Here is a 26,354-nt window from a genome sequence, read left to right on the forward strand (position 1 = left end):
GTGACAGCACGGTCCGCCAGGGTCGGCTCCTCCTCGAGAGCAATGGAGTTGCGAGAGGTTGAGAGAATGGACCGTCGTGAGCACCGAGCCCGCAGCGAACCAGCCTGACGCGCGCCCTCCCCAGCGGGACGGCGCCGCCGAGGGCACCCCGCGCGAGGGCCGCCGACGCCGCGGGAACCGCCGCGGTCGCGGCCGGGGCGAGCGCGCGGCGTCGGGCACCTCGACGACCACGTCGCCGACGCGGCGCGGGCGCGGCGAGCGGACGACGTCGGGCCCGCGGCAGGTGAGCCGGGCGCAGCTCGAGCGGGCCGCGCAGGCGCGCGAGAGCGTGACGGTCCCGCCCATCACGTACCCCGAGCAGCTCCCGGTCAGCGCCCGACGCGCGGACATCGCCGCCGCGATCCGGGACCACCAGGTCGTCATCGTCGCGGGCGAGACGGGCTCCGGGAAGACGACGCAGCTCCCCAAGATCGCACTCGAGCTGGGCCGTGGCCGCACGGGTCAGGTCGGGCACACGCAGCCCCGCCGCATCGCCGCGCGCACGGTCGCCGAGCGCATCGCGGAGGAGCTCGGCACGGAGCTGGGGGGCGTCGTCGGGTACCAGGTGCGCTTCACCGACACCTCCAGCGAGGACACGCTCGTCAAGGTCATGACGGACGGCATCCTGCTCGCGCAGATCCAGCGCGACCCGGAGCTCCTCGCCTACGACACGATCATCGTCGACGAGGCGCACGAGCGGTCGCTCAACATCGACTTCCTGCTCGGCTACCTCGCGCGGCTCCTGCCGCGCCGCCCCGACCTCACGCTGATCATCACGTCGGCGACGATCGACTCCGCGCGCTTCGCGCAGCACTTCTCCCCCGCGCACCTCGCCCAGCTCGGCGGCGCGCCGGAGTACGTGGTCGACGCGCTGCCCGACGCCGCGCCCGTCGTCGAGGTGTCCGGCCGCACCTACCCGGTCGAGATCCGGTACCGGCCGCTGTCCCCCGACGTCGACCCCGGCTCCGGCTCCGGGAAGGCGAAGGCTCGCGCCGGCGCCGAGGAGAAGGACCTCGTGACCGGCATCGTCGACGCGTGCGACGAGCTCATGCGCGAGGGGCCGGGCGACATCCTCGTGTTCCTCTCCGGCGAGCGCGAGATCCACGACGCCGCCGACGCGCTCACCGGGCACCTCAAGGACCGCGTCACCGACCCGAAGCACCCGCAGCGCGTCGAGATCCTGCCGCTGTACGCGCGGCTGTCGTCCGCCGAGCAGCACCGCGTGTTCCAGGCGCACTCCTCGCGGCGCATCGTGCTCGCGACGAACGTCGCCGAGACGTCGCTCACGGTGCCGGGCATCCACTACGTCGTCGACCCCGGCACGGCCCGCATCTCGCGCTACTCCAAGGCGACGAAGGTCCAGCGCCTGCCCATCGAGCCCGTCTCGCAGGCGAGCGCGAACCAGCGCTCCGGCCGCTCCGGCCGTGTCGCCGACGGCATCGCGGTGCGCCTCTACTCCGAGGACGACTTCCTCTCCCGGCCCGAGTTCACCGAGCCGGAGATCCTGCGCACCTCCCTCGCGTCGGTGCTGCTCCAGATGATCTCCGTCGGCGTCGTCGAGACCCCCGACGAGGTCGCGCGCTTCCCGTTCGTCGAGCCCCCGGACACCCGAGCCGTGCGCGACGGCGTCCAGCTCCTCACCGAGCTCGGTGCCCTCGCCACGTCCGACGGCGTCACCCGCCTCACCGAGGTCGGGCGCGTGCTCGCGCAGCTCCCCATGGACCCGCGCCTCGCCCGCATGATCTGGGAGGGCTCGAGGCTCGGCGTCGCGCGCGAGGTCGCGATCATCGCCGCCGTCATGTCGATCCAGGACCCGCGCGAGCGCCCCGCCGAGGTCCGCGCCCAGGCCGACCAGGCGCACGCGCGCTTCACCGACCCGCACTCCGACTTCCTCACCTACCTCAACGTCTGGGAGTACGTCCGCGAGCAGCAGCACGAGCTCTCGTCGTCGGCCTTCCGCCGCCTGTGCAAGGCCGAGTACCTCAACTTCCTGCGCATCCGCGAGTGGCAGGACGTCGTCGCCCAGCTCCGCGAGATGTCCAAGCCCCTCGGCATCGACATGTCCTACAAGCCGCGCTCACGCGGCGCGGCCGCTGACGACGCGCGGCGAGGTGCAGGCCGAGCGGTGGGGGCGGCGTCGGATGCGAGAGAGCGTCAAGCCGCGCTCGTGAACTCCCGGCCGGACGACCATGGCGACGGCGCGGCAGCCCCGAGCACCGACGCCGTCCCCACCGCGGACGCAACCCCCGACACCCAGGCCTACAAGCGCGCCTGGGACGGCGACACGATCCACAAGGCGCTGCTGTCCGGCCTGCTGTCCCAGATCGGGATGCAGGACACGGGCGAGGTGAAGGCCTCGTCGGTCGCGCACCTCAAGGGCGAGGCCCGCGCCAAGGCGCTGCGGCGCGCGCAGAAGCAGGCCCGCAACGAGTACACCGGCGCGCGCGGCGCGCGGTTCGCGATCTTCCCCGGCTCGCCGCTCAGCAAGAAGCCGCCGGCGTGGATCATGGCGGGCGAGCTCGTCGAGACGTCGCGGCTGTGGGCGCGCGACGTCGCCCGGATCCAGCCCGAGTGGGCCGAGGACCTCGCCGGCGACCTCGCGCGGCGCACGTACTCCGAGCCGCACTGGTCGACCAAGCGCGGCGCGGCGATCGCCACCGAGAAGGTGCTGCTGTACGGCGTGCCGATCGTCGCGGACCGCAAGGTCCTCTACGCGAAGGTCGACCCCGAGGCCGCGCGCGAGATGTTCGTGCGGCACGCGCTCGTGCAGGGCGAGTGGACGACGCACCACCGGTTCTTCCACGACAACCGGAAGCTCCTCGCCGAGGCGGAGGAGCTCGAGGCGCGCTCGCGCCAGCGCGGGCTCGTCGTCGACGACGACGTGCTGTTCGACTTCTACGACGAGCGCGTGCCCGACGACGTCGTCTCCGCCGCGCACTTCGACCGCTGGTGGAAGACGGCGCAGCGCCGCGACCCCGACCTGCTCACCTTCACGCTCGAACAGCTCGTGCCCGACGCCGAGCAGGTCGACACGTCGCAGTTCCCGGAGACCTGGCCCCAGGGCGAGCTCACGCTCCCGCTCACCTACCAGTTCCAGCCCGGGACCGAGGCCGACGGCGTGACCGTGCACGTCCCGATCTCCGTGCTCAACCGCGTCGTCCCCGACGGGTTCGACTGGATGGTGCCCGGACTCCTCGACGAGCTCGCCACCGCCACGATCCGCTCGCTGCCCAAGCCGGTCCGCGTCCAGCTCGTGCCGGCGCCGGACGTCGCGCGCGACGTCGTCGCCTGGCTCCGCCAGCACACGCCCGCCTGGGAGGACATGGCCCGCGCGGGCGACATGGCCGAGCCGTTCCACGTCGCGTTCACGCGCGCCGTGCGGGCGCTGCGCGACGTCGTCATCCCCGACGACGCGTGGGGCCCCGAGCAGGAGGCACGCCTGCCCGCGCACCTGCGCATGACGTTCCGGGTCGAGGACGCCCGAGGCCGCGGCGGTTCCGTCGTGCTCGACGAGTCGAAGGACCTCCTCGTGCTCCAGCGCCGTCTCGCCGCCCAGAACCAGGCCGCGGTCCGCGCGGCGGTCAAGGGCGCGGTGGGTGCGGCGCTGCGCGAGGCGGCGTCGAGTTCCGTCTCCGGGTCGGGCGCGGCGGTCGCGGGGTCGGGTTCGGCGGCGGAGGGGGCGTCGGTGCTCGGGCTACCCTCCGCGCCGCTCGTTCCTCACGGCGCTCCCGCCAGCCCCGCCACGCCCTCCGCATCCGACGCCACCTCCCCCGCCTCCGCGTCCGGCTCACCCGGGGCCGAGGGACGGACCACGGCGCCCGACGGCGGGCGGTCGGCCGCGGCCACCGGCTCGCCGGAGCGGCATGGAGAGCGCGCTGCGAGCCCGACCACGAGCGTGCTCGTCACCGAGCAGAGCGGGCTCACCACGTGGCCCGACGGGCTGCCGAACGGCGAGCTGCCCGCGACGGTGTCGACCGACCTCGGGGGTGGGGTCGTGGTGCGCGGGTACCCGGCGGTCGTCGAGGAGCAGGACGCGAAGGGGAAGCCGGTCGTCGCGCTGCGCGTCCTGGCCGACGCGACCGCTCAGGCACGCGAGCACGCGCGGGGCGTGCGGCGGCTGCTGCTGGCCGAGACGGCGCTCCAGACGGGGCGCATCACGAGCCGGTGGAACGGGACGCAGTCCCTCACGTTGGCCGCCGGCCCGTACCGGAACACGGACGCGCTCGTCGCGGACCTGCAGCTCGCCGCGGTGATCGCGCTGACGAGCGGAGGCAGCGGGCCCCACGGCGCGCAGCCGGACGCCGCGACGATCCGCGACGCCCAGGCCTACGCGGCCGCGCGCACGTTCGTCCGCGCGCACCTGGAGGAGCACGTGCACCAGGTGGTCGGGCACGTGGTCGCCGCCCTCACCGCGTCACGGAACCTCGACGCGGAGATCCGCGCGTCGAACAGCCTCGCGCTGCTCAACACGCTCACGGACCTGCGCGACCAGGCGGCGGGCCTGATCCACGACGGCTTCGTCTCGCAGACCCCGCCGCGGCGCCTGCCGCACCTCACGCGCTACCTGCGAGCGGCGTCGTACCGGCTGGAGAAGGCGCAGTCGAACCCGAACCGCGACGCCGAGCTCGCGTGGCGCGTGCACGACGTCGAGGACGCGTACCAGCGCGCCCGCGCCGCCTCCGCGCAGGGCCCGGCCGACCCGGTCCGCGCCGCCGACCGGGCCGAGGTGCGGTGGCTCATCGAGGAGCTGCGCGTGTCGCTGTTCGCGCAGCAGCTCGGCACCGACGGCCCGGTGAGCGAGAAGCGCATCCGCAAGCTCCTCGCGCCCGACGGCTGGTGAGGCGGGGCGGCGAGCGGCGTGTACGCCGCCCGCCGCCCCGTGTCAGCAGGTCGCGAACACGTACGAGTACGGCTCGCCGGTCTCCTCGACCGGGTCGAAGCCGCTGACGTCGGTGTCCGGCCGGACCAGGTAGAGATCGCGCAGCACCGTGAGCGGCGCACGGTCGGGCAGGGCGCACGCGTCGGCGAACGTGAGTCCCTCGGCCGCGAGCGGGCCCGGGTACTCGACCTGGAGCACGTGGTCGCCGTACACGCCGGTGTACGCGGCGCACTCGTCCCAGACGGCGCACTCCTCCGTGACGGCGAAGTCGAACCCGAGGTCGTCGTGCGCGACCTGCGTGATCTCCGCGGCGTTCTTCTGCGCGATCGCGAGCCCGGCGTCGTGAGCGAGGTCCACGTACGCCGTGGCGAGCGCGTGCGCGCCGGCCTCGTCGATCTCGGCGAACCGGGTCCAGGTGTCGAGGTTGTCGATCTCGACCGCGTCGAACCCGTCGTCCGCGCAGCCGGTGACCACCGGACCCAGGATGTCGAGGATCCCCTCGCGCTGCGCCGCGGACGACGGGTCGAGCACGAACTCGTCCGGCCAGTCCGGGTCGACGACGAGGACGCCGTCGGCGTCGTGCAGCAGCAGGTCCTCGTGCGCGAGCCACAGGTCGGCGTCGTCGGGCTGCGTCTGGAAGCCGTTCACGTAGCAGACGTTGTACGCGCCGGAGAGCGGCGTCGCCGTCGCGTCGCGCACCACGACGTCGGGGGTCACCGGACCGGAACCGGCGTCGACCTGGTCGTACGCACCACCGAGCTGGTAGTCGAGGATCCCGCTCGTGGGCGGCAGATCGACGGCCGCCGAGGCCGTCGCGTCGGTCCCGGCCGCGCGGGACGTGTCCGGGACGGGGCTCGTGCCACCGACGGCAGGACTGCCCGCGCACGCGGCCAGCACCAGCGCCGAGCCGAGTGCCAGGCCGGTCGTCGTTCGTCTCATGTGCTCGTTCCTCTCGTCGTGACACGCTGCCCGCGCGCCATGGTGGGGGTGCCGATCAGGAGATGCCGGACGATTCGAGGTGTCAGGCGAACACCTGCGTGCAGAGCCGGTCGACGGCGTCGCGCACGGCCCCCCGCGCCGGGGCGAGGTACGTGCGGGGGTCGGTGACGGCGTCGTGCGCGTCGAGGAAGTCTCGCACCTGACGCGTGTAGCCGACGTTGAGCGCGGTCCCGACGTTGATCTTGCGGATCCCGCGTGCGACGGCGTCGCGCAGCATCGCGGCAGGGACACCGGACGACCCGTGCAGCACCAGCGGGACGGGTACCTCGGCGGCGATCCGCTCGACGAGGTCGAGGTCGAGCTCCGCGGTCGCGCTCGTCATCGCGTGCGAGCTGCCGACGGCGACGGCGAGCCCGTCGACGCCGGTCGCGGCGACGAACGACACGGCCTCGTGGGGGTCGGTGCGCACGCCCGGCGCGTGCGCGCCGTCCTTGCCGCCGATCTCGCCGAGCTCGGCCTCGACCCACAGCGTGGTGTCGTGCGCGGACCGGGTGAGGTCGCGGGTCGTGGCGACGTTGTCCGCGTAGTCGAGGTGGGCGGCGTCGACCATGATCGACGTGATCCCGAGTCGCCACGCCTGGTCGACGACCTGGCGCGCGAGGTCGACGTCCTGGACGTGGTCGAGGTGCAGCGAGACGGGGACGCGTGCCGCGACGGCGATCTCGCGGCAGGCCGCGACCAGCGCCGTCATGCGGCCCTCGTGGTAGCGGACGGCGTTCTCGCTGATCTGCAGGATGCCGGGAGCCCCGGCGCCCTCGAGGCCGGCGACGATGCCCTCGGCGTGCTCGAGCGTGATGACGTTGAACGCGAGCACGGCGCCGCCGTCGCGCGCCGCCGCAGCGACGAGGTTGCCCGTCGCGGCCAGGGTCACAGCGCACCCGCCGGCACGAGGGCGCGCAGCGGCTCGGGGAGCAGGTCGCCGTGCGCGCTGACGAGCTCGTCGCACAGCGCCCAGATCTGCGCGGGCGTCAGGGTCGAGGACGCGTTCGGGTCCATGAGCACGGCCTGGCGCACGAGCCGGGGGTCGCCGGTGCGCGCCGCCTCGACGGTCAGCGCCGCGACGGAGACGTACGGCTGGTTGAGCGCCGCGCACTGTGCCGGGAGCGAGCCCATCGGCACGGGGCGCAGGCCGTCGCCGTCGACCTCCGCCGGGACCTCGACGACCGCATCCTGGGGCAGGTTGTCGACCAGGCCGTGGTTGGGGACGTTGACGTGCACCTCGCGCCGCGTGCCGGTCACGAGGGAGTGGATGATCTGGGGCGCGTACTCGCTCGCGCCGTCCTCGAGCGCGAGGTCCTCGCCGGCGGCGAGCGCGCGCCGCGCCGCCTCGAACTCCGCGACGTTCTCCCGGCTGATGCCGACGTACTCGAGCGGCTGCAGGCGGTAGCGCTCGATCTGCTCGTCGGAGCGGAGGAACCACGACACGTACTCGGAGGAGTGCTCGCTCGTCTCCGTCGGGTAGTAGCCGAGCCGGCGGAAGATCTCGACCCGGACGCGACGCTCGAGCCCGGGGTCGCGGCGGATCGTCTCGCGCAGCCGGGGGTACAGCGACTCGCCCTCGTGCTCCCACTCGAGCAGCCACGCCTGGTGGTTGACGCCCGCGGCCCGGTACCGCGTCTCCCCCACCGGGACGCCCACGAGCTCTGCGAGGTCGTGGGCGGTCCAGTAGACGGAGTGGCAGAGCCCGGCGACCTTGAGGTCGGGAGCGACGGTGGAGACCCACCACACGTTCATCGCCATCGGGTTCGTGTAGTTGAGCAGCCATGCCTGCGGGCACAGCTCGCGCATGTCGGTCGCGACGCCCTCGAGCACCGGGAACGTACGCAGCGCGCGGAACACGCCACCGACGCCGGTCGTGTCGCCGATGGTCTGGCGCAGGCCGTGGCGCGCGGGCATCTCGAGGTCCTTCAACGTCGCGTCGATGCCGCCGACCTGGATCATGTTGACGACGAAGTCGACCCCGTCGAGAGCCCGGCGACGGTCGGCGTACGCCTCGACGGTGGCCGACGCCCCGAGGTGGCGGCTCACCTGACGCGCTGTGCCCTCGGCGACGCGGAGCCGCTCGGGGTCGATGTCGTGCAGCACGAGGCGCGCGTCGGCGAGCTCCGGGTAGCGCAGGATGTCGGCGACGAGCTGGCGGGTGAAGACGACGCTCCCGGCGCCGACGAACGCGATGCTGACCATGTCGACGATCCTCGGCGTCGTCGAGCGCACTGTGCAAGAATACGATCAGATTCCGCCGATAACACTCACTCTGATTGAGCGATTTGCCTCGTCCGGGAGAGAGAGACCCACACTTCACCCAGCAACCGCCGGAAGGAAGCGCATGCCTGTCGCACCGGACGCCGCGCCCCGCGCGATCTCCCACAAGCGCAGCGACCGCATGATGCGGGCGCTCACGTACGTCAACGAGCACGGCACGGCGCGCCTCACGGAGCTGGTCCGTGAGCTCGGCGTCTCCTCGGCCACGATGCGGCGCGACCTCGCGGACATGGAGGAGCAGGGCCTGGTGCTGCGCACGCACGGCGGGGTGCGTGCCCTCGACCCCACGACGGAGGTCCCGGTGCTGCTGCGCGACTCCCGGTTCCGCGAGGCGAAGCTGCGCATCGCCCAGCACGCCGCCGGGCTGCTCCCGCCGGGGCGCTACTCCGTCGCGATCAGCGGCGGCACGACGGCGGCCGCCGTCGCGCGCGCCCTCGCGACGCGACCCGACCTCGCGATCGCCACGAACGCCCTGACGACGGCGACCGAGCTCGCCGCGCGCAGCAACCTGCAGGTCATCATGACGGGTGGGTTCGTCCGGTCGAGCTCGCTGGAGGCCGTCGGCGTGCTCGCCGAGCACACGTTCAACGCGATCAACGTCGGCACGGCGTTCCTGGGCACCGACGGCATCAGCGTGCGCGGCGGTGCGACGACGCACGACGAGACCGAGGCGCGCACCAACCACGCGATGGTCGCGCACGCCGAGCGCGTCGTCGTGGTCGCGGACGGGTCGAAGGTGGGGCGCGTGACGCTCGCCAAGATGGCGGATCTCGAGGAGATCGACGTGCTCGTGACGGACTCGTCCGCCGACCCCGCGGCCCTCGACGCGATCGCGGCTGCTGGCGTCGACGTCCAGGTCGTGGCCGACGACGGTCCGGTCGCCGCGGTGCGGCCGGCCGAGGGACCGGCCGCACCGCGCTGACCCCGCAGGGTTCTAGGGCACCGGGAGCGCCACGGTCTCGACCGCGGCCTCGCCGACGAGACGGCGAGCCAGGGCCGCGTCGAGGACTGCCGCACCGGGGACCTGGGCGTTGGCCGTGCCCGCGGCGGCACCGAGCGCCACCGCCTCGGCGAGGGACGCCCCGCCGTCGAGCGCGACGAGCATCCCGCCCAGGAAGGAGTCGCCGCTCCCCACCGGGAAGCGGCCGACGTGGCCCTCGAGCCGGACGCGCAGCACGCTTGTGCCGTCGCTCGCCCACGCCCCCTCCGCGCCGTCCGTGACGACCACGAGTCCGCGCGACCGGTCGCGGAGCCCGGTGACGAGCCCCGCACCCGGGGTGTCCGCGGGGACGCCCAGCAGCTCTGCCGCCTCGACCCGGTTCACCTTGACCAGGTCCGGCCCCTCCCCCACGGCTCCCGCGAGCGCCGGACCGTGGCTGTCCACGGCGACGCGGGCACCCGCCGCCCGCAGCCGACCGACGACGGTGCCGACCACGCTCGGCGCGATGGTGCCGGGGAGCCCGCCGGACAGCAGCCACCACCCGCCCCGGCGCGCGGCGAGGTCGAGCGCGAGCCCGACGGCACGGTCGAGCGTGCCCGGCCCCACCGGGACGGCACGCTCGTAGATCTCGGTGAGCGCACCGGTCGCCGCGGCCAGCACCGAGACGCACGTGCGCGTCGGGTGCTCACCCGGCACGACGCGCAGGTCCACGCCGTCGGCTCTCGCCCCCGCCGCGACGTCCTCGCCCGACCCTCCGGCGAGGACCGCGACGGCGGTCGTGCGGGCACCGAGCGACGCTGCGGCGCGGACCGCGTTGAGCGCCTTCCCCCCGCCGACGCGACGGACCTCGCGCGGGCGCTGGATCCCCTCGAGGGCGTCGACGACGTACGTGACGTCGAGCGACGGGCTGAGGGCGAGCGCGGAGATCATGCGAGCGCGGCCCGCAGCGCGGCCAGCGTGGCCTGCGCCCCGGTGCCCCCCGGGCCGAGCGTCGACAACGAGCCGGCGCAGGCCGCCCAGCGCACCCGCTCGGCCTCGTCCTCGATCCCGTGCGCGAGGGCCGCGAGGTAGCCGGCGTCGAAGCTGTCTCCGGCGCCGGTCGTGTCGACCACGTCCACGGCGAGCCCCGGGGCGTGCACGGCGGCTCCCGCCGGTCCCACGGACCACCCGCCGCGCGCGCCGTCCTTGACCACGACGCGAGGGCCGCGCGCGGCGACCGCCCGGGCGAGCGCGACGTCGGGGTCGCCGGTGCTCGGCGCGTCGCGCGGACCTGCGCCGAGCGCGCCCGCGACTGCGCGCAGCTCGTTGCGGTTCGGCAGCAGCACGTCCACGTGGGGCAGCAGGTCCGCGAGCCCGGTCCAGCGCTCGGCAGGGTCCCAGTTCGTGTCGAGGCTCGTGGTCCACCCGCGCGCACGAGCAGACGCCAGGACTGCGGGCAGGTCCGCGGCGAGACGCGGCTGGAGGAAGTACGACGCGACGTGCACGACGCCGGGCGGCCCGGCCCAGCCGTCGAGCACGGCGAGCGCGTGGGAGCCGGTGAGGGTCGGGATCGTGCCCGGGACCGTGAGGATCGCCCGGTCGTCCGGCGTGGAGAGGACGACCGAGAGCCCTGTCGGCTCGTCGTGGGAGACCTCGACCGCGGACACGTCCACCCCGGCGGCGCGCAGCGCGTCGAGGGTGAAGGTCCCGAAGGCGTCCGCGCCGACGCGCGCGACGAGCCGCGTCGGCACTCCGAGGCGCGCGACACCGGCGGCCGCGATGCTGGCCGAGCCACCGAGGACGAGGTCGCCGGAGTCGGCGAGCTGCTCGGCCTGGCCGAATCGCGGGATCACGTCGCCGCGCAGCACGAGGTCGACGTTCGCGTCCCCGACCACGACGACGGGTCCTGCAGCGGTCCGGTCGGCTGCTGCGGGCAGGGCGTGGGGCGTGGTCATCCCTTGACTCCCGTGAAGGTCATGGTGGCGATGAACTGGCGCTGGGCGAACAGGAAGAACAGCACCAGCGGGAGGGTCGCGACGACGTTGCTCGCCATGAGCAGCGACCAGTCGGTCCGGCGCGCGCCCTGGAAGTTCGTGATCCCGAGCTGGAGCGTGAAGGACGACGGGTCGTTGATCGCGATGAGCGGCCAGACGAGGTCGTTCCACGAGCCGAGCAGCGTGAAGATCGCGAGCGTCGCGAGCGCGGGCCGCGCGAGCGGGAGGATGATCCGCCAGAACGTGGAGAGCCGCGAGCACCCGTCGAGGACGGCCGCCTCCTCGAGCTCGGGCGGGAGCGACAGGAAGAACTGGCGCATGAGGAAGATCCCGAACGCCGACGCGAGCCACGGGACCATCGCGGCGGCGAGGGTGTCGATGATGCCGATGCGCGCGAAGAGGACGTACGTGGGCACCATGAGGAGCTGGGTCGGGATCATGATCGTCGCCATGATCGCGAGGAACCCGAACGTGCGGCCCGGGAACTTCAGGCGCGCGAACCCGTACCCGGCGAGCGAGCACAGCACGATGTGCGACGCGACGGCGACCACCGAGACGAGGACGGTGTTCGTCGTCCAGCGCAGCACGTCCGTCTCGGTGAAGAGCTTGACGTAGCCGTCGAGCGTGAGCTGCGAGGGCCAGAACCGCGGAGGGAAACGGTTGATCTCCGCCTCGGGCGTGAGCGACGTGAGGAACATCTGCACGAACGGCGTCGCGAACAGCGCGGCGACGGGCACGAGCAGCAGGTGCCACAGCCAGGCGCGTCGACGCCGGCGCCGCGGCGCGGGGGTGGCGGTGGTGGTGGTGGTGGCCGGGAGCGGACCGTCCGGGGCGCCGGGCGGCGCCACCTGCGGCCCGCCGGGCGCCGCGGCGTGAGCAGCGGGGCCGGGAGCGGTCGTCGGCATCAGAGTCCACCAACCTTCGTGCGGCGGGAGTAGAGCGTCACGGCGATGGTGATGAGCAGGGTCACGGCGAACAGCCCGTACGCCACGGCTGAGGCGTACCCGAACTCGAGCTCCTTGAACGCCGCCTTCCACAGGTAGTACACGATCGTCTCGGTCGACCCGAGCGGGCCGCCGCGCGTCGTCGTGTAGACGAGGTCGAAGAGCTGGACCGCCTGGATCGTCTGCCAGATGGCGACGAACACCGTGACCGGGGCGAGCTGGGGGAACGTCACGTGCCAGAACGACTGCCACCGGTTCGCGCCGTCCACGCGGGCGGCCTCCGCGAGCTCGACCGGGATGTCCTGGAGCGCGGCGAGGTAGATGACGGTCGTGAACGCGGCCTGCCCCCACAACGACATGATCGTGATGACGACCATCGCCTGCGACGGGTTCTCGAGCCAGCCCTGCTGAGGGAGGCCGAGGACGCGCAGCACGTTGTTCACGAACCCGAACTGCGGGTTGAACAGGTAGGTCGTGAGGATGCCGGTGGCCGCTGCGGAGACCACGAACGGCAGGAACACGAGGGTGCGGTAGACCCCGACCAGGACGAGCCTGCGGTTGAGCGCGACCGCGAGGCCGAGCCCGAGGAAGAGCGACGCCGGGACGAACAGCGCGGTGTACAGGAGCGTGTGCCCGACGGCGGCGCCCAGCTCGGCGTCGGTCAGCATGCGGCGGTAGTTGTCCACGCCCACCGGCTCCGGCGTGGAGAAGCCGTTCCAGTCCTGCAACGACAGCAGGAACGCCCAGACCGCGGGGAAGATCGACAGGCCGACGACGAGGAGCGTCGCGGGGGTGACGAAGCCCCACCCGGCGAGCGCCTCCCCCGTCCGGCGGCGCCGCGGGGGCCGCCGGACGGGGGTGGGCGCGATCGTCGTCGTCACTGGTCCGCCAGCGCTTCGTCCGACCGGTCGGCGGCCCGCTCGAGCGCCTCGCGCGGTTCTCCCTTGCCCTGGAGGACCTCCGAGACCGCTGTGCCGACCGCCTCGGAGAGGTTGACGTACCCCGGCACGGTCGGGCGGGGGATCGTCGCGTTCTCGCTGTTCTGCGCCATGACGTCCAGGCCGGGCATCGCCTCGACCTGTGCCTGGAACTCCGGTGAGCCGATCTCGCTCTCGCGCAGCGGGAGGTTGCCGTAGACGACGTTCCAGCGCACGTCCTGCTCGGGGTCGGTCAGCCACTTCGTGAACTCGTACGACCAGTGCTCGCGGTTCGCGTCCTGGTGGTCGAACAGGACCCAGAGGTCGGCCCCGGAGATCGTCGTGTGCTCGTCGTCGTAGGCCGGCAGCGGGACGACGCCGTACTGCGTGCCCGCGACCTGGAGGTCGTACAGCGTCCACGGCCCTGACGTGACCATGCCGATCTGGTCGCTCGCGAAGATCTGCGTGAACTTGGTGTCGGTCTGGTCGAGGTAGACCGACCCGTCCTCGACGGCCATGTCGCGCAGGAACGTCAACGCGTCCACGCCGGCGTCGGAGTCGAACGTCGCGGTCGTGCCGGAGTCGTCGAGGACCTCCCCGCCCCGCTGCCACAGGTGCGGCCAGAACTGCCACGTCGTCTCCTCGGAGCCGGAGACACCGTAGGCGTAGCCGTACGTGCTCGTCGCGGGGTCCGTGAGCTCCTTCGCGGCGGCGCGGAAGTCGTCCCAGGTCCAGTCCTCGGTCGGGTAGTCCACGCCGGCGGCGTCGAACACCGTCTTGTTGTACAGGAGGGAGAGGTTGTCCACGACGGCCGGGAAGCCGATCGTCGTCTCGCCGTCCGGCTGGGCGGTGGCGCGGGCGGCCCCGGAGAACTCGTCCCAGCCGACGTCGGGGTCACTCACCTTGTCGGTGATGTCGAGCGTGCGCTCCGACTCGGCGAGCTCGCTCGCCCAGGAGCCGAACGCGTAGGAGATGTCCGGGTAGGTGCCTCCCGCGAACGAGGACGACAGCTTCTGCAGCAGGTCCTCCGTCGACGGCGCGCCCGAGGACACCTCGATCGTCACGTTGGGGTGGAGCTCCTCGAACTCCTCGGCGAGGCCCGTGAGGATGGTCTGGGCCTGGTCTGCCTGGCCGGTCCACCACGTGAGCGTGACGTCGGCCTCGGGGTCGAGGGTCGTGGCGCCCTGCGTCCCGGACGAGCACGCCGCGAGCAGCAGCGCGCCGGAGACGACGACCGCTCCGGCGGCTCCCCGGGCCACGGTGAGAGGACGGTCGGGACGGCGGCGGGTGGGATGACGGAACATTGTCGGCCTTGTCTCTTGGGCGGTCTCTTCGTCGAGTGTCCGGGTACTGCGACCCCGTCGGTGACGGGCTGTCTCGGGTCGCCCTCAGCCGAGGACGACGGAGCGGGTGAGGTGTCGCGGCGCGTCCGCGTCGAGGCCGCGGTCGGTGGCGAGGGCGACCGCGAGGCGCTGGCACTGCACGAGCTGGACGAGCGGGTCCCCGTCGAGGTGCACGACGGTCGCGCCGGTGCGCCGGACGTCCTCGGCGAGCGCCGGGTCGTCGTCGCCGAGCAGGGTCACGAGCGTCGCGTCGGTCGCGACGGCGACCGGTCCGTGCCGGTAGTCGAGCGCCGGGTAGGACTCGGACCACGCCTGCGCGGCCTCACGGATCTTCAGCGCCGCCTCCTGCGCGAGGCCGTAGGCCCACGAACGGCCGAGGAACACGAAGTGCTCGAACGCGCCCGGATCGACGGGAAGCGGTGCCGCGAGCGCCTGCTCGGCCTGCTCGACGAGGCCGGAGAGGTTCTCCCCGAACGCCTGGCGGGCGACGGCGAGCACGGTGGTCGGGAACCGCGTCTGGACCACCGACTCCTCGTCGGCGAGGTCGAGCACGAGCACGTCGTCCGCCGCGAGGGCGACGGGCGTTCCGGCGACACCGACGACCGCGGCGGTGCGTGTCCCGGAGGGGACGGCCGCGAGCGCTTCGAGGCACTCGCTCGTGGTCCCGGAGCGGCTGATGACGACGACACGGTCGTAGGGACGCGTGGGGTGCCACTCCGACGCGTACGCGGCATCGGTCTCGCCGAGGCCGGCGTCCTCCCGGAGGACGGCGATCGCCTCGGCGACGAACGCGCTCGTCCCGCACCCGAGCACGAGGACGCGCTCGCCGGGTGCGCCGAGCACGGAGCCGGTGGTGGGCCCGCCCGCGAGGGCCTTGGCCCACACCTCGGGCTGGCTGTGGATCTCTCGCTCGGTGACGGTGCTCGGGCTCACGTGCTTGTCCTGTCGTCGGCGGGGCCGTGACCCCGGTCCAGCGGTGGTCAGGTGCCGCGAGGTGCGGACCCGATGCGAGAGATCCTGCTCAGCATCTGCGCGATAGTCACGCAGAATGGCATGTTCACTCACTCTCGATGATCGATTCGCGTAACATCCGCGAAATCTGGGCGTGGACGACCGATGCTCGTGACGTGATCGATCCTCTCCACCACGCCGGCCCGCCCCCGGCGCCGCCCGCACCCGACCTGCGGCTCGTCGACTGGGAGCCCCGCGCCCGCGTGCGGCTCCCCCGGACCGACGTCCCCCGGGCCGCGGTGCCCGCCGTCGACGTCCACAACCACCTGGGCCGCTGGCTCACCGCCGACTGGTGCGCGCCCGACGTCCCCGCGTTGCTCGACCTGCTGGACCGCACGAACGTGCGCGCGGTCGTGAACCTCGACGGCCTGTGGGACGACGAGCTCGAGGCCAACCTCGACCGGTACGACCGCGCGCACCCGGGTCGGTTCCTCACCTTCTGCCAGATCGACTGGACGGCGCTCGCCCGCGTGGGGGGCGAGCGCGAGGTGCAGCGGCAGCTCCGCGACGCCGCGGCGCGCGGGGCGCGCGGCCTCAAGGTGTGGAAGAACCTCGGCCTGACCGTCACCGGCCCCGACGGCGCGCTCGTCGCGCCCGACGACCCTCGTGTCGTCGAGACGCTCGCGCTCGCGGGCGAGCTCGGGCTGCCTGTCCTGATCCACGTCGCCGACCCGAAGGCGTTCTTCGACCCGCCGGACCGGTACAACGAACGCGTCGACGAGCTCACCGCACAGCCGTCGTGGTCGTTCGCCGACCGCTCCCGCTTCCCGTCGTTCGAGCACCTGCTCGACGCGTTCGGACGTCTGCTCGCCGCGACTCCTGGGACCACCTACGTCGGCGCGCACGTCGGCTGCGTCGCCGAGGACCTGGATCACGTCTCACGGCTCCTGCGGGCCGCACCGAACCTCGTCGTCGACATCGCGGGCAGGCTGGGCGAGCTCGGGCGGCAGCCGCGACGCTTCCGTCGGCTCGTCGAGGACTTCCCGGACCGGGTCCTGTTCGGCACCGACGCGTTCCCGTTGTCGCGTGAGCAGCTCGAGACGCACTTCCGGTTCCTCGAGACGGCCGACGAGCACTTCGCCTACTCCCCCGGTGACCCCGTGCCGCCGCAGGGTCGGTGGGCCATCTCGGGAGCCGACCTCCCGGCGCACCTCCTGCCGGCGCTCTACGCGGGGAACGCGTGCCGGGTGCTCGGGCTCGACGCGGACTGACCCGCCGCCTCACGGCAGCGCGGCCTCCCGCGGCGAGGCGCCGCGTGGGCGAGGGGTAGAGGTTCACGGCGTCGACCGCGGGCATCTCGTGGGTCCGGACGTGGGCGTGAGCGTGGGCGTGGGCGTGGGCGTGCGCACCGTCACACCTGCGAGGGCGACAAAGCCCGCTGCGATGACTTGGAATAAGACCCATCGACCACACCCGTCGCCGTTCTCGGCGACTCGGCTGCAAGGGGCACACCATGACACGAGTCGTCGTCAGCGGGTACGGGGCGGTGACCCCGGTCGGGCGCTCCGCCCCCGAGACGTGGGACGCGCTGCTGCGCGGGGAGCCGGGCGTGCGGGCGATCGACGACGACTGGGCGGCCGACCTGCCCGTGCGCATCGCCGCGCGCGTCGACGACGCCTTCGCCGAGGGGCTCTCCGTCCGGGAGCGACGTCGTACCGACCGGGCGGAGCAGCTCACGCTCGTCGCGGGCCGGGAGGCGTGGGCGTCCGCCGGGTCGCCCGACGTCGACCCGACGCGCCTCGCCGTCGTCGTCGGCTCCGCGAACGGCGGGATCGCGACGACGCTCGACCAGTCGCGCGTCCTGCACGAGCAGGGCCACCGGCGCGTCTCCCCGCACACCGTCACGATGCTCATGGCCAACGGGCCGGCCGCGTGGCTGTCGATCGACCTCGGCGCCAAGGCCGGTGCGCGCGCCCCGATCAGCGCGTGCGCGGCGGGCTCGGAGGCGATCACGATGGGTCGCGAGATGATCCTCGCCGGCTCGGCGGACGTCGTCGTGTGCGGGGGCGTCGAGGCGGGCGTCCAGCCGTTCTCGCTCGCGGCCTTCGCCGCGGCCCGCGCCATGTCGACGCGCAACGACGAGCCGGAGCGCGCGTCCCGGCCGTTCGACGTGGATCGGGACGGCTTCGTCATGGGTGAGGGCTCGACGCTCCTCGTGCTCGAGCGCGAGGACCACGCCCGGGCCCGCGGGGCGGTCGTGCACGGCGTCGTCTCGGGTGCGGCGCTGACGTCGGACGCGTACGACATCGTCGGCGGCGACCCCGAGAACCAGGCCCGCACCATCACGATGGCGCTGCGGTCGGCGGGCCTCGCCCCCGAGGACGTGGGGCTCGTCCACGCGCACGCGACGGCGACCCCCGTCGGGGACGTCAACGAGGCGGACGCGCTGCGCGCGGCACTCGGGATGCCGCCGCCCGTCACGAGCACGAAGGGCGCGACGGGCCACCTCCTCGGCGCGTCGGGCGCGCTGGGCGTCCTCGTCGCGCTCCTCGCCCTGCGCGACGGGCGCGTCCCGCCCACGCTCAACGTCGACACCCTCGACCCCGCGATCGACCTCGACGTCGTCCGGGAGGCGGCCACGACGTCGGCCCGCCACGCGCTCGTCGACGCGTTCGGGTTCGGCGGGCACAGCTCGAGCGTCGTGGTCTCGCGCGACTGACCCTGGCCCCCGGCACGATGGGGAGATGGACCTCGACGCACGCCTCGCCGACATCACGACGCTCGACGTCGACGCGATCGTCAACGCCGCGAACTCGTCGCTCCTGGGCGGCGGCGGGGTGGACGGCGCGATCCACGCCGCGGCCGGGCCGCGGCTCCTGGAGGAGTGTCGCCGGCTCCGGCGCACGACCCTCCCCGACGGCCTGCCCGTGGGCGACGCCGTCGCCACCGACGCCTACGACCTCCCCGCCCGCTGGGTCGTGCACACCGTCGGGCCGAACCGCTACCGCGGCGAGACGGACCCCGCGCTCCTCGCGTCGTGCTTCGCCCGCTCGCTCGACGTCGCGGACGACCTCGACGCCTCGACCGTCGCCTTCCCCGCGATCAGCGCGGGCGCGTACGGCTGGGACGTCGACGAGGTCGCGCGCGTGGCGGTGGACGCCGTCCGCGGCTGGTCCGCACCCGACCCGTTCGACGAGACCTCGGGACCGACGGCGGGCCGGGACCCGGACGCCTCCCGGACCGGGCCAGGCGTCGCGGCGGTGACGTTCGCCCTCGCGACGCCGCGCGCGCTCGCGGCGTTCCAGGCCGCCCTCGCCCGCTGAGCCCCCGACCCTCGGGGTCACCGCCCCGAGGATCAGGGTCGGGTCGGGGGACCACCGGATACCCGCGAGGTCGGGCCGCGCCTACCGTCGAGGTATGAGCACCTCAGACGCCTCCGCAGCCCCGTACCGCCCGACGCTGTCCCGTCCGCGCCACGGCCGGATGATCGCGGGCGTGTGCGCCGGGATCGCCCGCCGGTTCGGCTGGGACCCGACCGTCGTGCGCATCGTCGCCGCGGTCTCGATCCTGCTCCCGGGCCCCCAGGTCATCGCGTACCTGGTCCTGTGGGCCCTCATGCCGAACGACCGCGACTGACCCGTCCCGCTGCCGCACCGGGCAGCGGGACGGGCTCCCCTAGCGCGGCAGCCCGCGCAGGCGGCGCCGAGCGACGACGATCGTCACGCCGCCCGCCACGAGCACGATCGCGAGCCCGACGAGCGCGCCGACGTACGACCCGGTCGTGGCGAGCCCGTCCGGCCGGGCCGACGCGGCGCCGTCGGACCCGCCGGTCGCGGCGTCCGTCGCGAGCACCTCGAGCTCCGTCCACAGCACGCGGCCGTCCACCTGGCCGACGAGCGCGAACCGGTGCTCGCCCACCGCCGTGTCGGCGGGGACGGTGACGGTCGCCGTGAGCCGGCCCGACGCGTCGGCCCGGACCATGCCGAGGTCCGCCGGCGTCGAGAAGAGGGTCGCGGAGACCCACTCGCCGGGTGCGAAGCCGTCGGCCGTCGCGGTGACCTGCTCGCCCGCACGCACGTGCGTCGGGGAGAGGCTGACGCCGCCGTGGTTCGCCGCGGTGAGGTCGTCCACCCCCACGGCGTGCCGGGGGGCCGACGGCGGCTGCTCCCCCGCGCCGGGCGTCTCGCCGGGCTCATCGGGGCCCGGCGTCTCTTCGTCGAGGTGGCCGTCGAACACGTCGGACGCCGCGCCGAGGCTCAGCAGCACCGTCTCGCCGGTCGCGTCGGCCAGGCCGTCGTTGTCCGTGATCGCCCAGACCGTGCCGTCGCCGCCGACCGTGAGGCCCTCGAGCTTCTCCTGCGTCCAGCCGTTCGTGGCACGCAGGTCGGGCAGCACGTCGTGCGCGAGCGTCTTCGTCACGGGGACCGGGGTGGTCGACGCCGCGCCGACGGCGACGTCCGGGACGTCGACCGCGTACACGCGCTTCACCGCGGCGGCGGGGCCGTTGAGCTTGTCGCGCTCGATCACGGCGAGCGTGTCGTGGTCGACGACGGTCACCTCGCTCAGCCCCAGCCAGTCGCCGTCCGTCGTGGTGCGCTCGAGCGGGTAGGCGAACCAGTCCCACGTGCGCGTCGCGACGTCGTAGCGCCCGATCCGCGCGGTGCCCGCCGTGCCGCCCGCGTCCGTCGTCAGGCCGCGCTGGAGGGCGACCCACACCTGCTCGCCCGCGGCCTGGGCCCCGGGCCTGCGTGCGCCCACACCGGCCGGCGCACCGACCGCGACGCCCTCGATGCACTGCTTCCCGAGGCCCGCGACGACGGCGTCGGGAAGCGCGACGGACTCGACGACCGCGCCCGCGGCGTCGACGTGCACGATCGCGTTCTCCGCGCCCTTCGCGCCCTCGACACCGAGCCAGAACCCGCCCCCGGGGCGCGCCGCGACCCCCTCGACGTCGAGACCCACGGGTGCGCCGTCGCGCGTGACCGTGACCGTGCGGTCGATCACCGCGGGCGAGCCCTCGCCGTCGCCGCGCACGTCGAGCGACAGGAGCTGCGTCGGGGAGTACGCAGCGTCGGTCGCCGTCCACAGGCGCTGGGGATCGGTCGGGTCGGCGCTCAGCGCCCCGAGCGCGCCCCAGCCGATCGGCGCACCGGCCTGCGGGCCCGTGGTCGCGTCCGCGGAGACGACGCTCGGGAACCGGGGCGACCCCGCGGCGTCGGCCCACGCGTCCCCGCGCCCGAACACCGTGACGGCCGAGCGCACGCCCGCCGCGGCGTCGTCCTCCTCGCTCGACACCACGAGCAGGTCGCGCTGCGGCACGACGAGCAGCCCCTCGGGACCGTTCGTCGTCGCGAGGACCTGGACGAACCGCGGGGCGGCCGCGTCGGTCACGTCGTAGACGGCGACGAAGTTCGAGCGCTCGGAGCCGACGAACGCGTACCGCGTCCCGCCGAGCGTCGCGACGGCCAGGCCCTCGGGCTCGACGCCCTTCTTGGCCGCGCGGTCCTCGGTGTGCAGGCCGACGCGGACGGCGAGGCGCTCCAGCTCCGCGCCCGCGTCCCACACGACCTCGCCCGTGACGGCGTCGAGCACCGACCAGCCGCGGGAGCCACCCTTCCAGTCGCCCTCGTTGGCGGTCGCGACGTGCGCGTCGTCGACCCAGCCGACGGCGTCCGGCTCGCGGGGCGTCGCGGGGATCGACCCGGTCTGGTCGATCGTGCCGTCCTTCTTCACGTCGATCCCCGAGACGGCGACCGCACCCGCGGAGAAGACGCTCTCGACCTCGCCCGAGGCGACGTCGACGACGGCGACGCCGTTGTTCTCCTGGAGCGTCACCGCGGCCTTGGTGCCCGCGGGGTTGATCGCGACGTACTCCGGCTCCGGGTCCTCGGGCGTGTCGAGGCCAGCGGCCGCGACGACGGGCAGCGGCGCGCCCGCCTCGTCCACGAAGGGGACGGCGCGCGTCGACCAGGCGGCCGGGTCGCGGCCGGGCAGGTCGAGGATCTGCACGAACCCTGCGGGGAGCTGCGGGAGGTCGCCCTCGTCGCCGCCCTCCGGCGTCGCGTCCTCGTCGCGCTGGTTCTCGATCGCGACGACGGCGTGCGCGCCGTCGGGCGTGACGGCGATCGAGTCCGGCTGGCCGCCGAGGTCCAGCGACCGCACGCGCTCACGCGTCGCGAGGTCGACGACGTCGAGGCGGCCGCTCGGCTCGGTGAAGCTCACGGACGTGTCCACGACGACGAGGACGTACCCGCCGACGACCGCGACCGACGTCGGCTCGTCGTGCTCCGACCCGAGCTCGGCGAGGCTCAGCGTGCCGAGACCCTGCGGCGCGCCGGGGTCGGTGAGGTCGAGGAAGCCGATGCGGCGCGCGAGGGCGTCGGTGTGGACGAGGGTCCGCCCGTCCTCGCTGACCGCCGAGATCTCCGCGACCGTCTCCGCGGCGGCGTCCTCGCCGGCCGGGCGGTTGTCGAAGACGGGGTACGTCGCGAGCCGGTGGAACGTCTCGGCCGGCGCCGGGGTCGGCCAGGCGTCGGCGACCGTCGGGACTGCGGCGGTGCCGCTCGGGGCGTGGGCGGGCACGGCCGCGAGCGCGGGCAGCGCGCCCAGGCCCAGGGTGAGCGTCGTGCCGGTGGCGACGAGCGCGGCGCGGCGCGGACGACGGGCCAGGGCGCGCTCCGGCGCCCCCGCGGGCGTCCGCTCGGTGATCGGTGGCATGTCTCTCCTTCGACGAGGGTCGAGCAGAGGGTGGTGCGACGCCGTGGCGGGACGACGACGGGTCGCGGGCGGGGGGATGGCCGCTGGGTGAACACTCGGCAGGCGCGTGCGGGCTCGTCTGCGAAGGCCCGGACGGCCGTCCGTTGCTCCGAGCGACGGACTCGCGTGCGGAGTACCTGATACTTCGGGCCCGTGACCGAATCGTGACGGCGAAAGTACCTAGTACTCGCTGTCCGTGGTGTCCGGGGCGTTGCTAGCGTCGCTGGGGATCTACCTGCTACTCCACGTCCCGCCAACGGTGGTGGGCGCACCGGCGCACTCCCGCGCCGAGCAGACCGGTACCCGCCTCTCCCGCACCTCTCCCCTCGTGCCGAACGCCCCGCGACGACGCCGGGCGTGAGGAAGGACGACAGATGACGCAGCACGCTCTCCGACCGTCGCGCACGCACACGGTCCTCACCTCCGTCGCGCTCGCCGTGCTCGCCCTCGCGGTCGCCGGCCTGGTCGCGTTCCTCCTCGTGTACAACGGCAAGGTCGCCGACGGCGCGACCCGCCTCGACGACGGCGCCGCCGAGCTCGACGCCGGCGCCGCGACCCTCGCTGACGGCACGACCGAGGCCCAGGCCGGCGCGCGGCGCCTCGCCGACGGTGCCGGCGACCTCGAGGCTGGTGCGAACGACCTCTCCGCCGGTGCGCGGAAGGCGTCCGACGGCGCCACCCAGCTCGCCACGGGCGGCACCACCGCGCTCGACGGCGCGACCGAGCTCGCCGCCGGTGCCGACGAGCTGAACGCCGGTGCGGCACGCCTCGCCGCCGGGACGGGCGACGCGGCGAGCGGCGCGGCCCGTCTCGCGGCGGGCAGCAAGGACCTCGACTACGGGGCGGCACGCCTCGCCGCGGGCAACGCCCGGGCGGCCGACGGCGCGTCCCAGATCGCGACGGGCGCGGGCACCCTGAAGGACGGCGCGGCCGAGCTCTCCGCCGGGAACGCGACGGCCGCGCAGGGTGCCGGTCTGCTCGCCGACGGCACCTCGGCGCTGGCCACCGGCGCGTCCGACCTGGCCGACGGCACGGCGCGGCTCGCCGTCGGGGCGAGCACCGTCGCGGACGGCGCGTCGACGGTCACCACGGGCCTCTCCGGCGCCGCGTCCGGCGCACGCGACCTGGCGACCGGGGCGAGCAGCGTCTCGGCGGGCGCCTCGACCCTGCGCGACGGCGTCGCCGCCACCGCCCGGGGCGCCGGCTCGCTCGCACCGGGCGCGGCGACGGTCGCGGCGGGCGCCGAGCAGCTGTCCGCCGGCGCGAGCTCGCTGCGGGACGGCACGGCGCTCCTGGCGCCGGGCGCGCAGCAGGTCGCGGCGGCGTCCGCCCAGCTCCGGGACGGCGCGTCCGGACTCGCCGCGGGCCTCTCCACGGCCCGCGACGGCGCCGTCCGCCTGGCCGACGGGACGCGTTCGGTGGCCGAAGGCGCGGACCAGGTCCACGCGGGAGCGGACTCCCTCGCGGCACAGCTCGCGGGGCTGGCCGCGGCGACCGACGACCCGGCCCTCAAGGCGAGGCTCGACGCCCTCGCGGGTGCCGCGGGCTCGGTGCGCGACGGCGCGGCGAGGGTCGACGCCGGGGCCGGAGGGCTCGTCACCGGCGCGTCCGCCCTGCGCGACGGGCTCGCGGGCGACTCGGGCGCCGCGGCGGGCGCGGCCCGGCTCGAGGCGGGTCTTCGGGACCTCAGCACCGGAGCCGCACGGGTGTCCACCGGCGCCCAGGAGGCGGACGCGGGCGCGACGCGGCTCGCGGAGGGTGCGGCCGGGCTCGCCTCCGGCGCCGCCGCGGTCTCCGGCGGGGCACAGAGCCTCGCCGCCGGGACGGCGCAGCTCTCCGGAGGGGCCGACGCCCTCGCCGCCGGTGCGAGCACGGTCTCGGCCGGCAACGCCTCGCTCGCCGGGGCGACCCGCGCCCTCGCCGACGGCGCCGCCAAGGTGTCGGGCGGCGCGACGACCCTGGCCGCCGGGAACGCGGCGTCGGCAGACGGCGCCGCCCGGGTCGCCGCCGGGAACACCGACGCGGCCGCCGCCTCGGCAGCGCTCGCCGAAGGCACGGCTCGCCTGGCCGACGGCGCCGCCCGGGTCGCGGGCGGCAACGCCCAGCTCGCCACCAAGACCTCCGAGCTCGCCGCAGGCGCGTCGGAGCTCGCGTCCGGCGCCGCCGACCTCAAGGCGGGGACGGCGAAGGCCGCGACGGGCGCGGGCGACCTCTCTGCCGGCACGGTGCGGCTGCGCACGGGCGCGGGCGACCTGTTCGCCGGGACCACGCGGTTGGAGGACGGGACGCTGCGCCTGCAGAACGGGCTCACGACCCTCTCGACGGGCGCGACGACCCTCGCCGCGGGCAACGCGGCGCTGGCCGAGGGCTCCGCGACGCTGCACGCCGGCACGACGACCCTCGCCGACGGCGCGTCCGACCTGCACGACGGCAGCACCCGCATCGCCGAGGGCGCGGCCACGCTCGCGGACGGCACGGGCACCCTCTCCGACGGCACGACGGAGCTCAAGGACAGCGTCGAGAACAGCCCCGTCGGACGGGTGTCGCTCGGCATGTCGGCGCTGGTCGGCGGGTCCGTGCTCGCGGGCGTCGCGGGCGTCGGGCTCGGGCTGCGCCGTCGGCTCGCGGCGGTCTGACGGACCGGCGCGCACGGCCGGGCGGCGCTCCCGCCGCCCGGCCCTCGACTCGGGGGCGGCCTCACGTCGACGGTGCCGCCCCCGCGGGCGGCGGTCCCGGTGGACAGGACTCCGGGGCCGCCGCCCTTCTTCGTGCCTCCGGCGCCGCCACTCACCGGGCGGGTCGACCGGCACGCACCGCGGCGGCAGCGGTCACGACGCGACGTCCCGGGCGTGGCTCATCGTGACGTACGCCGAGAACCCTGCCCGCCGGGCGAACCGCACCGGGCGGCGCCCCGTCTCCGTGAACCCGAGCTTGCGGTAGAGCCCCAGCGCGGGGGCGTTGGTGTCCTTGATGTCGCGCAGCACGAGCTCGTCGTACGGCAGCTCCATCAGGTGACGCATGAGCGCGGTGCCCACCCCCCGGCCCTGGTGCTCCGGCGCCGTCGTGACGAACCCGATCTCCGCGAGGCCGTCCCGCGCACCGTCGTCTGCGCCGAGGAACTGGCTCCGGACGATCCGGTAGCTGATCGCGCCGTGGACACGACCCAACGCGTCCCGGAAGGTGCGCCGCGCGGGGGCGAAGCACTCCTGCTCGCCCTCGGTGACCGAGGCGACGGCGGCGGGCTCGCCGTCGACGACCGCGACGTAGAACCGTTCGAGCACGAGCATGTGCGCGAACGCGTCCGTCAGCACGCGCGGGTCCTTCGAGAAGTACGCGAAGTCCTCCGCGAAGCCGCGCACGAGAACCTCGGTGATCCGCCGCCGACTGCTCTCGCCGAGCTCGTCGCCGCGCCTGATCTCGATCATGGGGTCCCTGCTTCCTGGGTGAGGCGTGACCGCGTCGGCACGAAACTGTTTATTGCATCTACTATTCTTCTGACCGTAGACACCGCCGTGCAGGCGGTCAAGGTCCGCTGGGAGGATGACGAGATGACCGGGACCGACGGCGACGACCGCCCCAGCACCGACCGTCCAGGCGCCCGGGAGGAGCTCCCGCCCGTCGTCGCGCGGTTGTGGGGGCACGGCACCGCCCCGCGGCGCGGCCCCAAGCCCGCACTGTCCGTCGAGCAGGTCGTGCGCGCCGCCGTCGACCTCGCCGACGCCGAGGGCCTGCCCGCGGTGTCCATGGCGCGCGTCGCCGAGGCGCTCGGCTACTCACCGATGGCGCTCTACCGCTACGTCGAGAGCAAGGACGAGCTCCTCGTCCTCATGGCCGACGCGGCCGCGGACGTGCTCGAGCTACCCCCGGACGACGGGGACTGGCGCGCCGGGCTCACGGCCTGGACCCGTGCGCAGATCGAGGGCGTCCTCGCTCGGCCCTGGTTCCTCGACCTGCCGCTGACGACGGCGCAGGTCGGCCCGAACCGGTTGCGCTGGATCGACCGCGCGTTCGCGATCCTCGCTCCGCTCGACCTGACGACGGACGAGAAGCTCCAGATCGTCGGGCTCCTCGCGCAGCACGTGCTCGGCGAGGGGCGCGTCCAGGTCGAGACCCGGCGCGCCGCCGCCGACCCGTACGCGGACTACGAGCTCGTGCTCACCCGGCTCGCCGACCCCGAGACGTACCCCGCGCTCACCGAGGCGCTCGCCGCGTGGACGCCGCCCGAGGCCCGGCCCGACGCCTCGGAGAGCGGCGTCGGCTCCGGGCTCGACATCCTCCTCGACGGGATCGAGGCGTTCGTCGCGCAGCGCGCCGTGGCCCGCGGGGCCGTCGACCGCGGCTGACGGTCGTT

At 74.6% G+C, this 26,354-nt stretch carries 19 protein-coding genes; 8 read left to right on the forward strand and 11 right to left on the reverse strand.

What is annotated here, in order from left to right; all coding sequences use genetic code 11:
* Positions 1-76: 76 nt before the first annotated feature.
* Positions 77-4,879, forward strand: a complete 4,803-nt coding sequence (gene hrpA, locus ABIE39_RS13885; protein WP_502914871.1) for an ATP-dependent RNA helicase HrpA — start codon at positions 77-79, stop codon at positions 4,877-4,879.
* Between the two features lie 42 nt (positions 4,880-4,921).
* On the opposite strand, the gene ABIE39_RS13890 is transcribed toward hrpA, so the two are convergent.
* The 3 genes from ABIE39_RS13890 to ABIE39_RS13900 all read right to left on the reverse strand — a co-directional run bounded on the left by ABIE39_RS13890 (position 4,922) and on the right by ABIE39_RS13900 (position 8,101).
* On the reverse strand, positions 4,922-5,857 hold the full coding sequence (locus ABIE39_RS13890; RefSeq protein ID WP_354052200.1) for an endo alpha-1,4 polygalactosaminidase: 936 nt from the start codon (positions 5,855-5,857) through the stop codon (positions 4,922-4,924).
* An 82-nt stretch (positions 5,858-5,939) separates the two neighbouring features.
* Positions 5,940-6,788 (reverse strand): class II fructose-bisphosphate aldolase, encoded by an 849-nt coding sequence (locus tag ABIE39_RS13895; protein WP_061269285.1) that lies wholly within the window; start codon positions 6,786-6,788, stop codon positions 5,940-5,942.
* Complete coding sequence (locus ABIE39_RS13900; protein ID WP_354052202.1) at positions 6,785-8,101, reverse strand: alpha-glucosidase/alpha-galactosidase; 1,317 nt, start codon at positions 8,099-8,101, stop codon at positions 6,785-6,787. The genes ABIE39_RS13895 and ABIE39_RS13900 overlap by 4 nt, the downstream gene beginning before the upstream one ends.
* A gap of 142 nt (positions 8,102-8,243) precedes the next feature.
* On the opposite strand from ABIE39_RS13900, the gene ABIE39_RS13905 reads away from it, so the two are divergent.
* Positions 8,244-9,101, forward strand: coding sequence for a DeoR/GlpR family DNA-binding transcription regulator (locus ABIE39_RS13905; protein WP_198526183.1), 858 nt, complete (start codon positions 8,244-8,246; stop codon positions 9,099-9,101).
* A 12-nt stretch (positions 9,102-9,113) separates the two neighbouring features.
* Here the strand turns inward: ABIE39_RS13905 and ABIE39_RS13910 are convergent, their stop codons facing one another.
* The 6 genes from ABIE39_RS13910 to ABIE39_RS13935 form a co-directional block, all read right to left on the reverse strand.
* Complete coding sequence (locus ABIE39_RS13910; RefSeq protein ID WP_354052204.1) at positions 9,114-10,049, reverse strand: 1-phosphofructokinase family hexose kinase; 936 nt, start codon at positions 10,047-10,049, stop codon at positions 9,114-9,116.
* Positions 10,046-11,053, reverse strand: coding sequence for a carbohydrate kinase family protein (locus ABIE39_RS13915; protein ID WP_354052205.1), 1,008 nt, complete (start codon positions 11,051-11,053; stop codon positions 10,046-10,048). Before ABIE39_RS13915 ends, ABIE39_RS13910 begins: the two co-directional genes overlap by 4 nt.
* Positions 11,050-11,997, reverse strand: coding sequence for a carbohydrate ABC transporter permease (locus ABIE39_RS13920; protein WP_354052207.1), 948 nt, complete (start codon positions 11,995-11,997; stop codon positions 11,050-11,052). Before ABIE39_RS13920 ends, ABIE39_RS13915 begins: the two co-directional genes overlap by 4 nt.
* Positions 11,997-12,917, reverse strand: coding sequence for a carbohydrate ABC transporter permease (locus ABIE39_RS13925; protein ID WP_354052208.1), 921 nt, complete (start codon positions 12,915-12,917; stop codon positions 11,997-11,999). The genes ABIE39_RS13920 and ABIE39_RS13925 overlap by 1 nt, the downstream gene beginning before the upstream one ends.
* Complete coding sequence (locus ABIE39_RS13930) at positions 12,914-14,212, reverse strand: ABC transporter substrate-binding protein (protein WP_354052210.1); 1,299 nt, start codon at positions 14,210-14,212, stop codon at positions 12,914-12,916. Before ABIE39_RS13930 ends, ABIE39_RS13925 begins: the two co-directional genes overlap by 4 nt.
* A 129-nt stretch (positions 14,213-14,341) precedes the next feature.
* The gene (locus tag ABIE39_RS13935; RefSeq protein ID WP_354052212.1) at positions 14,342-15,229 is read right to left on the reverse strand and encodes an SIS domain-containing protein; all 888 of its coding nucleotides are present in this window, start codon (positions 15,227-15,229) and stop codon (positions 14,342-14,344) included.
* 194 nt (positions 15,230-15,423) lie between these two features.
* Here ABIE39_RS13935 and ABIE39_RS13940 point away from each other — a divergent pair, with 194 nt between their 5' ends.
* From ABIE39_RS13940 to ABIE39_RS13955, 4 genes are all read left to right on the forward strand, one after another.
* Entirely contained in the window at positions 15,424-16,518 is a 1,095-nt protein-coding gene (locus ABIE39_RS13940; protein ID WP_354052214.1) for an amidohydrolase family protein, read from the forward strand.
* Positions 16,519-16,760: 242 nt separating this feature from the next.
* On the forward strand, positions 16,761-17,966 hold the full coding sequence (locus tag ABIE39_RS13945) for a beta-ketoacyl-[acyl-carrier-protein] synthase family protein (protein WP_354052215.1): 1,206 nt from the start codon (positions 16,761-16,763) through the stop codon (positions 17,964-17,966).
* A gap of 25 nt (positions 17,967-17,991) precedes the next feature.
* Positions 17,992-18,570, forward strand: a complete 579-nt coding sequence (locus tag ABIE39_RS13950; RefSeq protein ID WP_175009763.1) for an O-acetyl-ADP-ribose deacetylase — start codon at positions 17,992-17,994, stop codon at positions 18,568-18,570.
* A gap of 94 nt (positions 18,571-18,664) precedes the next feature.
* Positions 18,665-18,883 (forward strand): PspC domain-containing protein, encoded by a 219-nt coding sequence (locus ABIE39_RS13955; protein WP_114553608.1) that lies wholly within the window; start codon positions 18,665-18,667, stop codon positions 18,881-18,883.
* 39 nt (positions 18,884-18,922) lie between these two features.
* On the opposite strand, the gene ABIE39_RS13960 is transcribed toward ABIE39_RS13955, so the two are convergent.
* Positions 18,923-21,964 carry an esterase-like activity of phytase family protein gene (locus ABIE39_RS13960; RefSeq protein WP_354052217.1) on the reverse strand — a complete coding sequence of 1,014 codons (3,042 nt, stop codon included), beginning with the start codon at positions 21,962-21,964 and terminating at the stop codon, positions 18,923-18,925.
* Between the two features lie 413 nt (positions 21,965-22,377).
* Here ABIE39_RS13960 and ABIE39_RS13965 point away from each other — a divergent pair, with 413 nt between their 5' ends.
* Entirely contained in the window at positions 22,378-24,639 is a 2,262-nt protein-coding gene (locus ABIE39_RS13965) for a hypothetical protein (protein ID WP_354052218.1), read from the forward strand.
* Positions 24,640-24,831: 192 nt separating this feature from the next.
* On the opposite strand, the gene ABIE39_RS13970 is transcribed toward ABIE39_RS13965, so the two are convergent.
* Positions 24,832-25,428: a GNAT family N-acetyltransferase gene (locus tag ABIE39_RS13970; RefSeq protein ID WP_114554155.1), complete on the reverse strand. Its 597-nt coding sequence runs from the start codon at positions 25,426-25,428 to the stop codon at positions 24,832-24,834.
* Positions 25,429-25,446: 18 nt separating this feature from the next.
* On the opposite strand from ABIE39_RS13970, the gene ABIE39_RS13975 reads away from it, so the two are divergent.
* Positions 25,447-26,346, forward strand: coding sequence for a TetR/AcrR family transcriptional regulator (locus ABIE39_RS13975; protein ID WP_354052220.1), 900 nt, complete (start codon positions 25,447-25,449; stop codon positions 26,344-26,346).
* The last annotated feature ends 8 nt before the right edge of the window (positions 26,347-26,354 follow it).

The sequence above is a fragment of the Cellulosimicrobium sp. 4261 genome (genome assembly GCF_040546915.1).
GTDB classification, from domain to species: Bacteria; Actinomycetota; Actinomycetes; order Actinomycetales; family Cellulomonadaceae; genus Cellulosimicrobium; species Cellulosimicrobium cinnabarinum.

Bases quoted from the DNA above. Each gene is read 5' to 3' on its own strand.
- ABIE39_RS13920 (WP_354052207.1), bottom strand. From the start codon at position 11,997: ATGCCGACGACCGCTCCCGGCCCCGCTGCTCACGCCGCGGCGCCCGGC.
- ABIE39_RS13955 (WP_114553608.1), top strand. From the start codon at position 18,665: ATGAGCACCTCAGACGCCTCCGCAGCCCCGTACCGCCCGACGCTGTCC.
- ABIE39_RS13905 (WP_198526183.1), top strand. From the start codon at position 8,244: ATGCCTGTCGCACCGGACGCCGCGCCCCGCGCGATCTCCCACAAGCGC.
- ABIE39_RS13950 (WP_175009763.1), top strand. From the start codon at position 17,992: ATGGACCTCGACGCACGCCTCGCCGACATCACGACGCTCGACGTCGAC.
- ABIE39_RS13960 (WP_354052217.1), bottom strand. From the start codon at position 21,964: ATGCCACCGATCACCGAGCGGACGCCCGCGGGGGCGCCGGAGCGCGCC.
- ABIE39_RS13910 (WP_354052204.1), bottom strand. From the start codon at position 10,049: ATGATCTCCGCGCTCGCCCTCAGCCCGTCGCTCGACGTCACGTACGTC.
- ABIE39_RS13900 (WP_354052202.1), bottom strand. From the start codon at position 8,101: ATGGTCAGCATCGCGTTCGTCGGCGCCGGGAGCGTCGTCTTCACCCGC.
- ABIE39_RS13890 (WP_354052200.1), bottom strand. From the start codon at position 5,857: ATGAGACGAACGACGACCGGCCTGGCACTCGGCTCGGCGCTGGTGCTG.
- ABIE39_RS13945 (WP_354052215.1), top strand. From the start codon at position 16,761: ATGACACGAGTCGTCGTCAGCGGGTACGGGGCGGTGACCCCGGTCGGG.
- ABIE39_RS13965 (WP_354052218.1), top strand. From the start codon at position 22,378: ATGACGCAGCACGCTCTCCGACCGTCGCGCACGCACACGGTCCTCACC.
- ABIE39_RS13970 (WP_114554155.1), bottom strand. From the start codon at position 25,428: ATGATCGAGATCAGGCGCGGCGACGAGCTCGGCGAGAGCAGTCGGCGG.
- ABIE39_RS13915 (WP_354052205.1), bottom strand. From the start codon at position 11,053: ATGACCACGCCCCACGCCCTGCCCGCAGCAGCCGACCGGACCGCTGCA.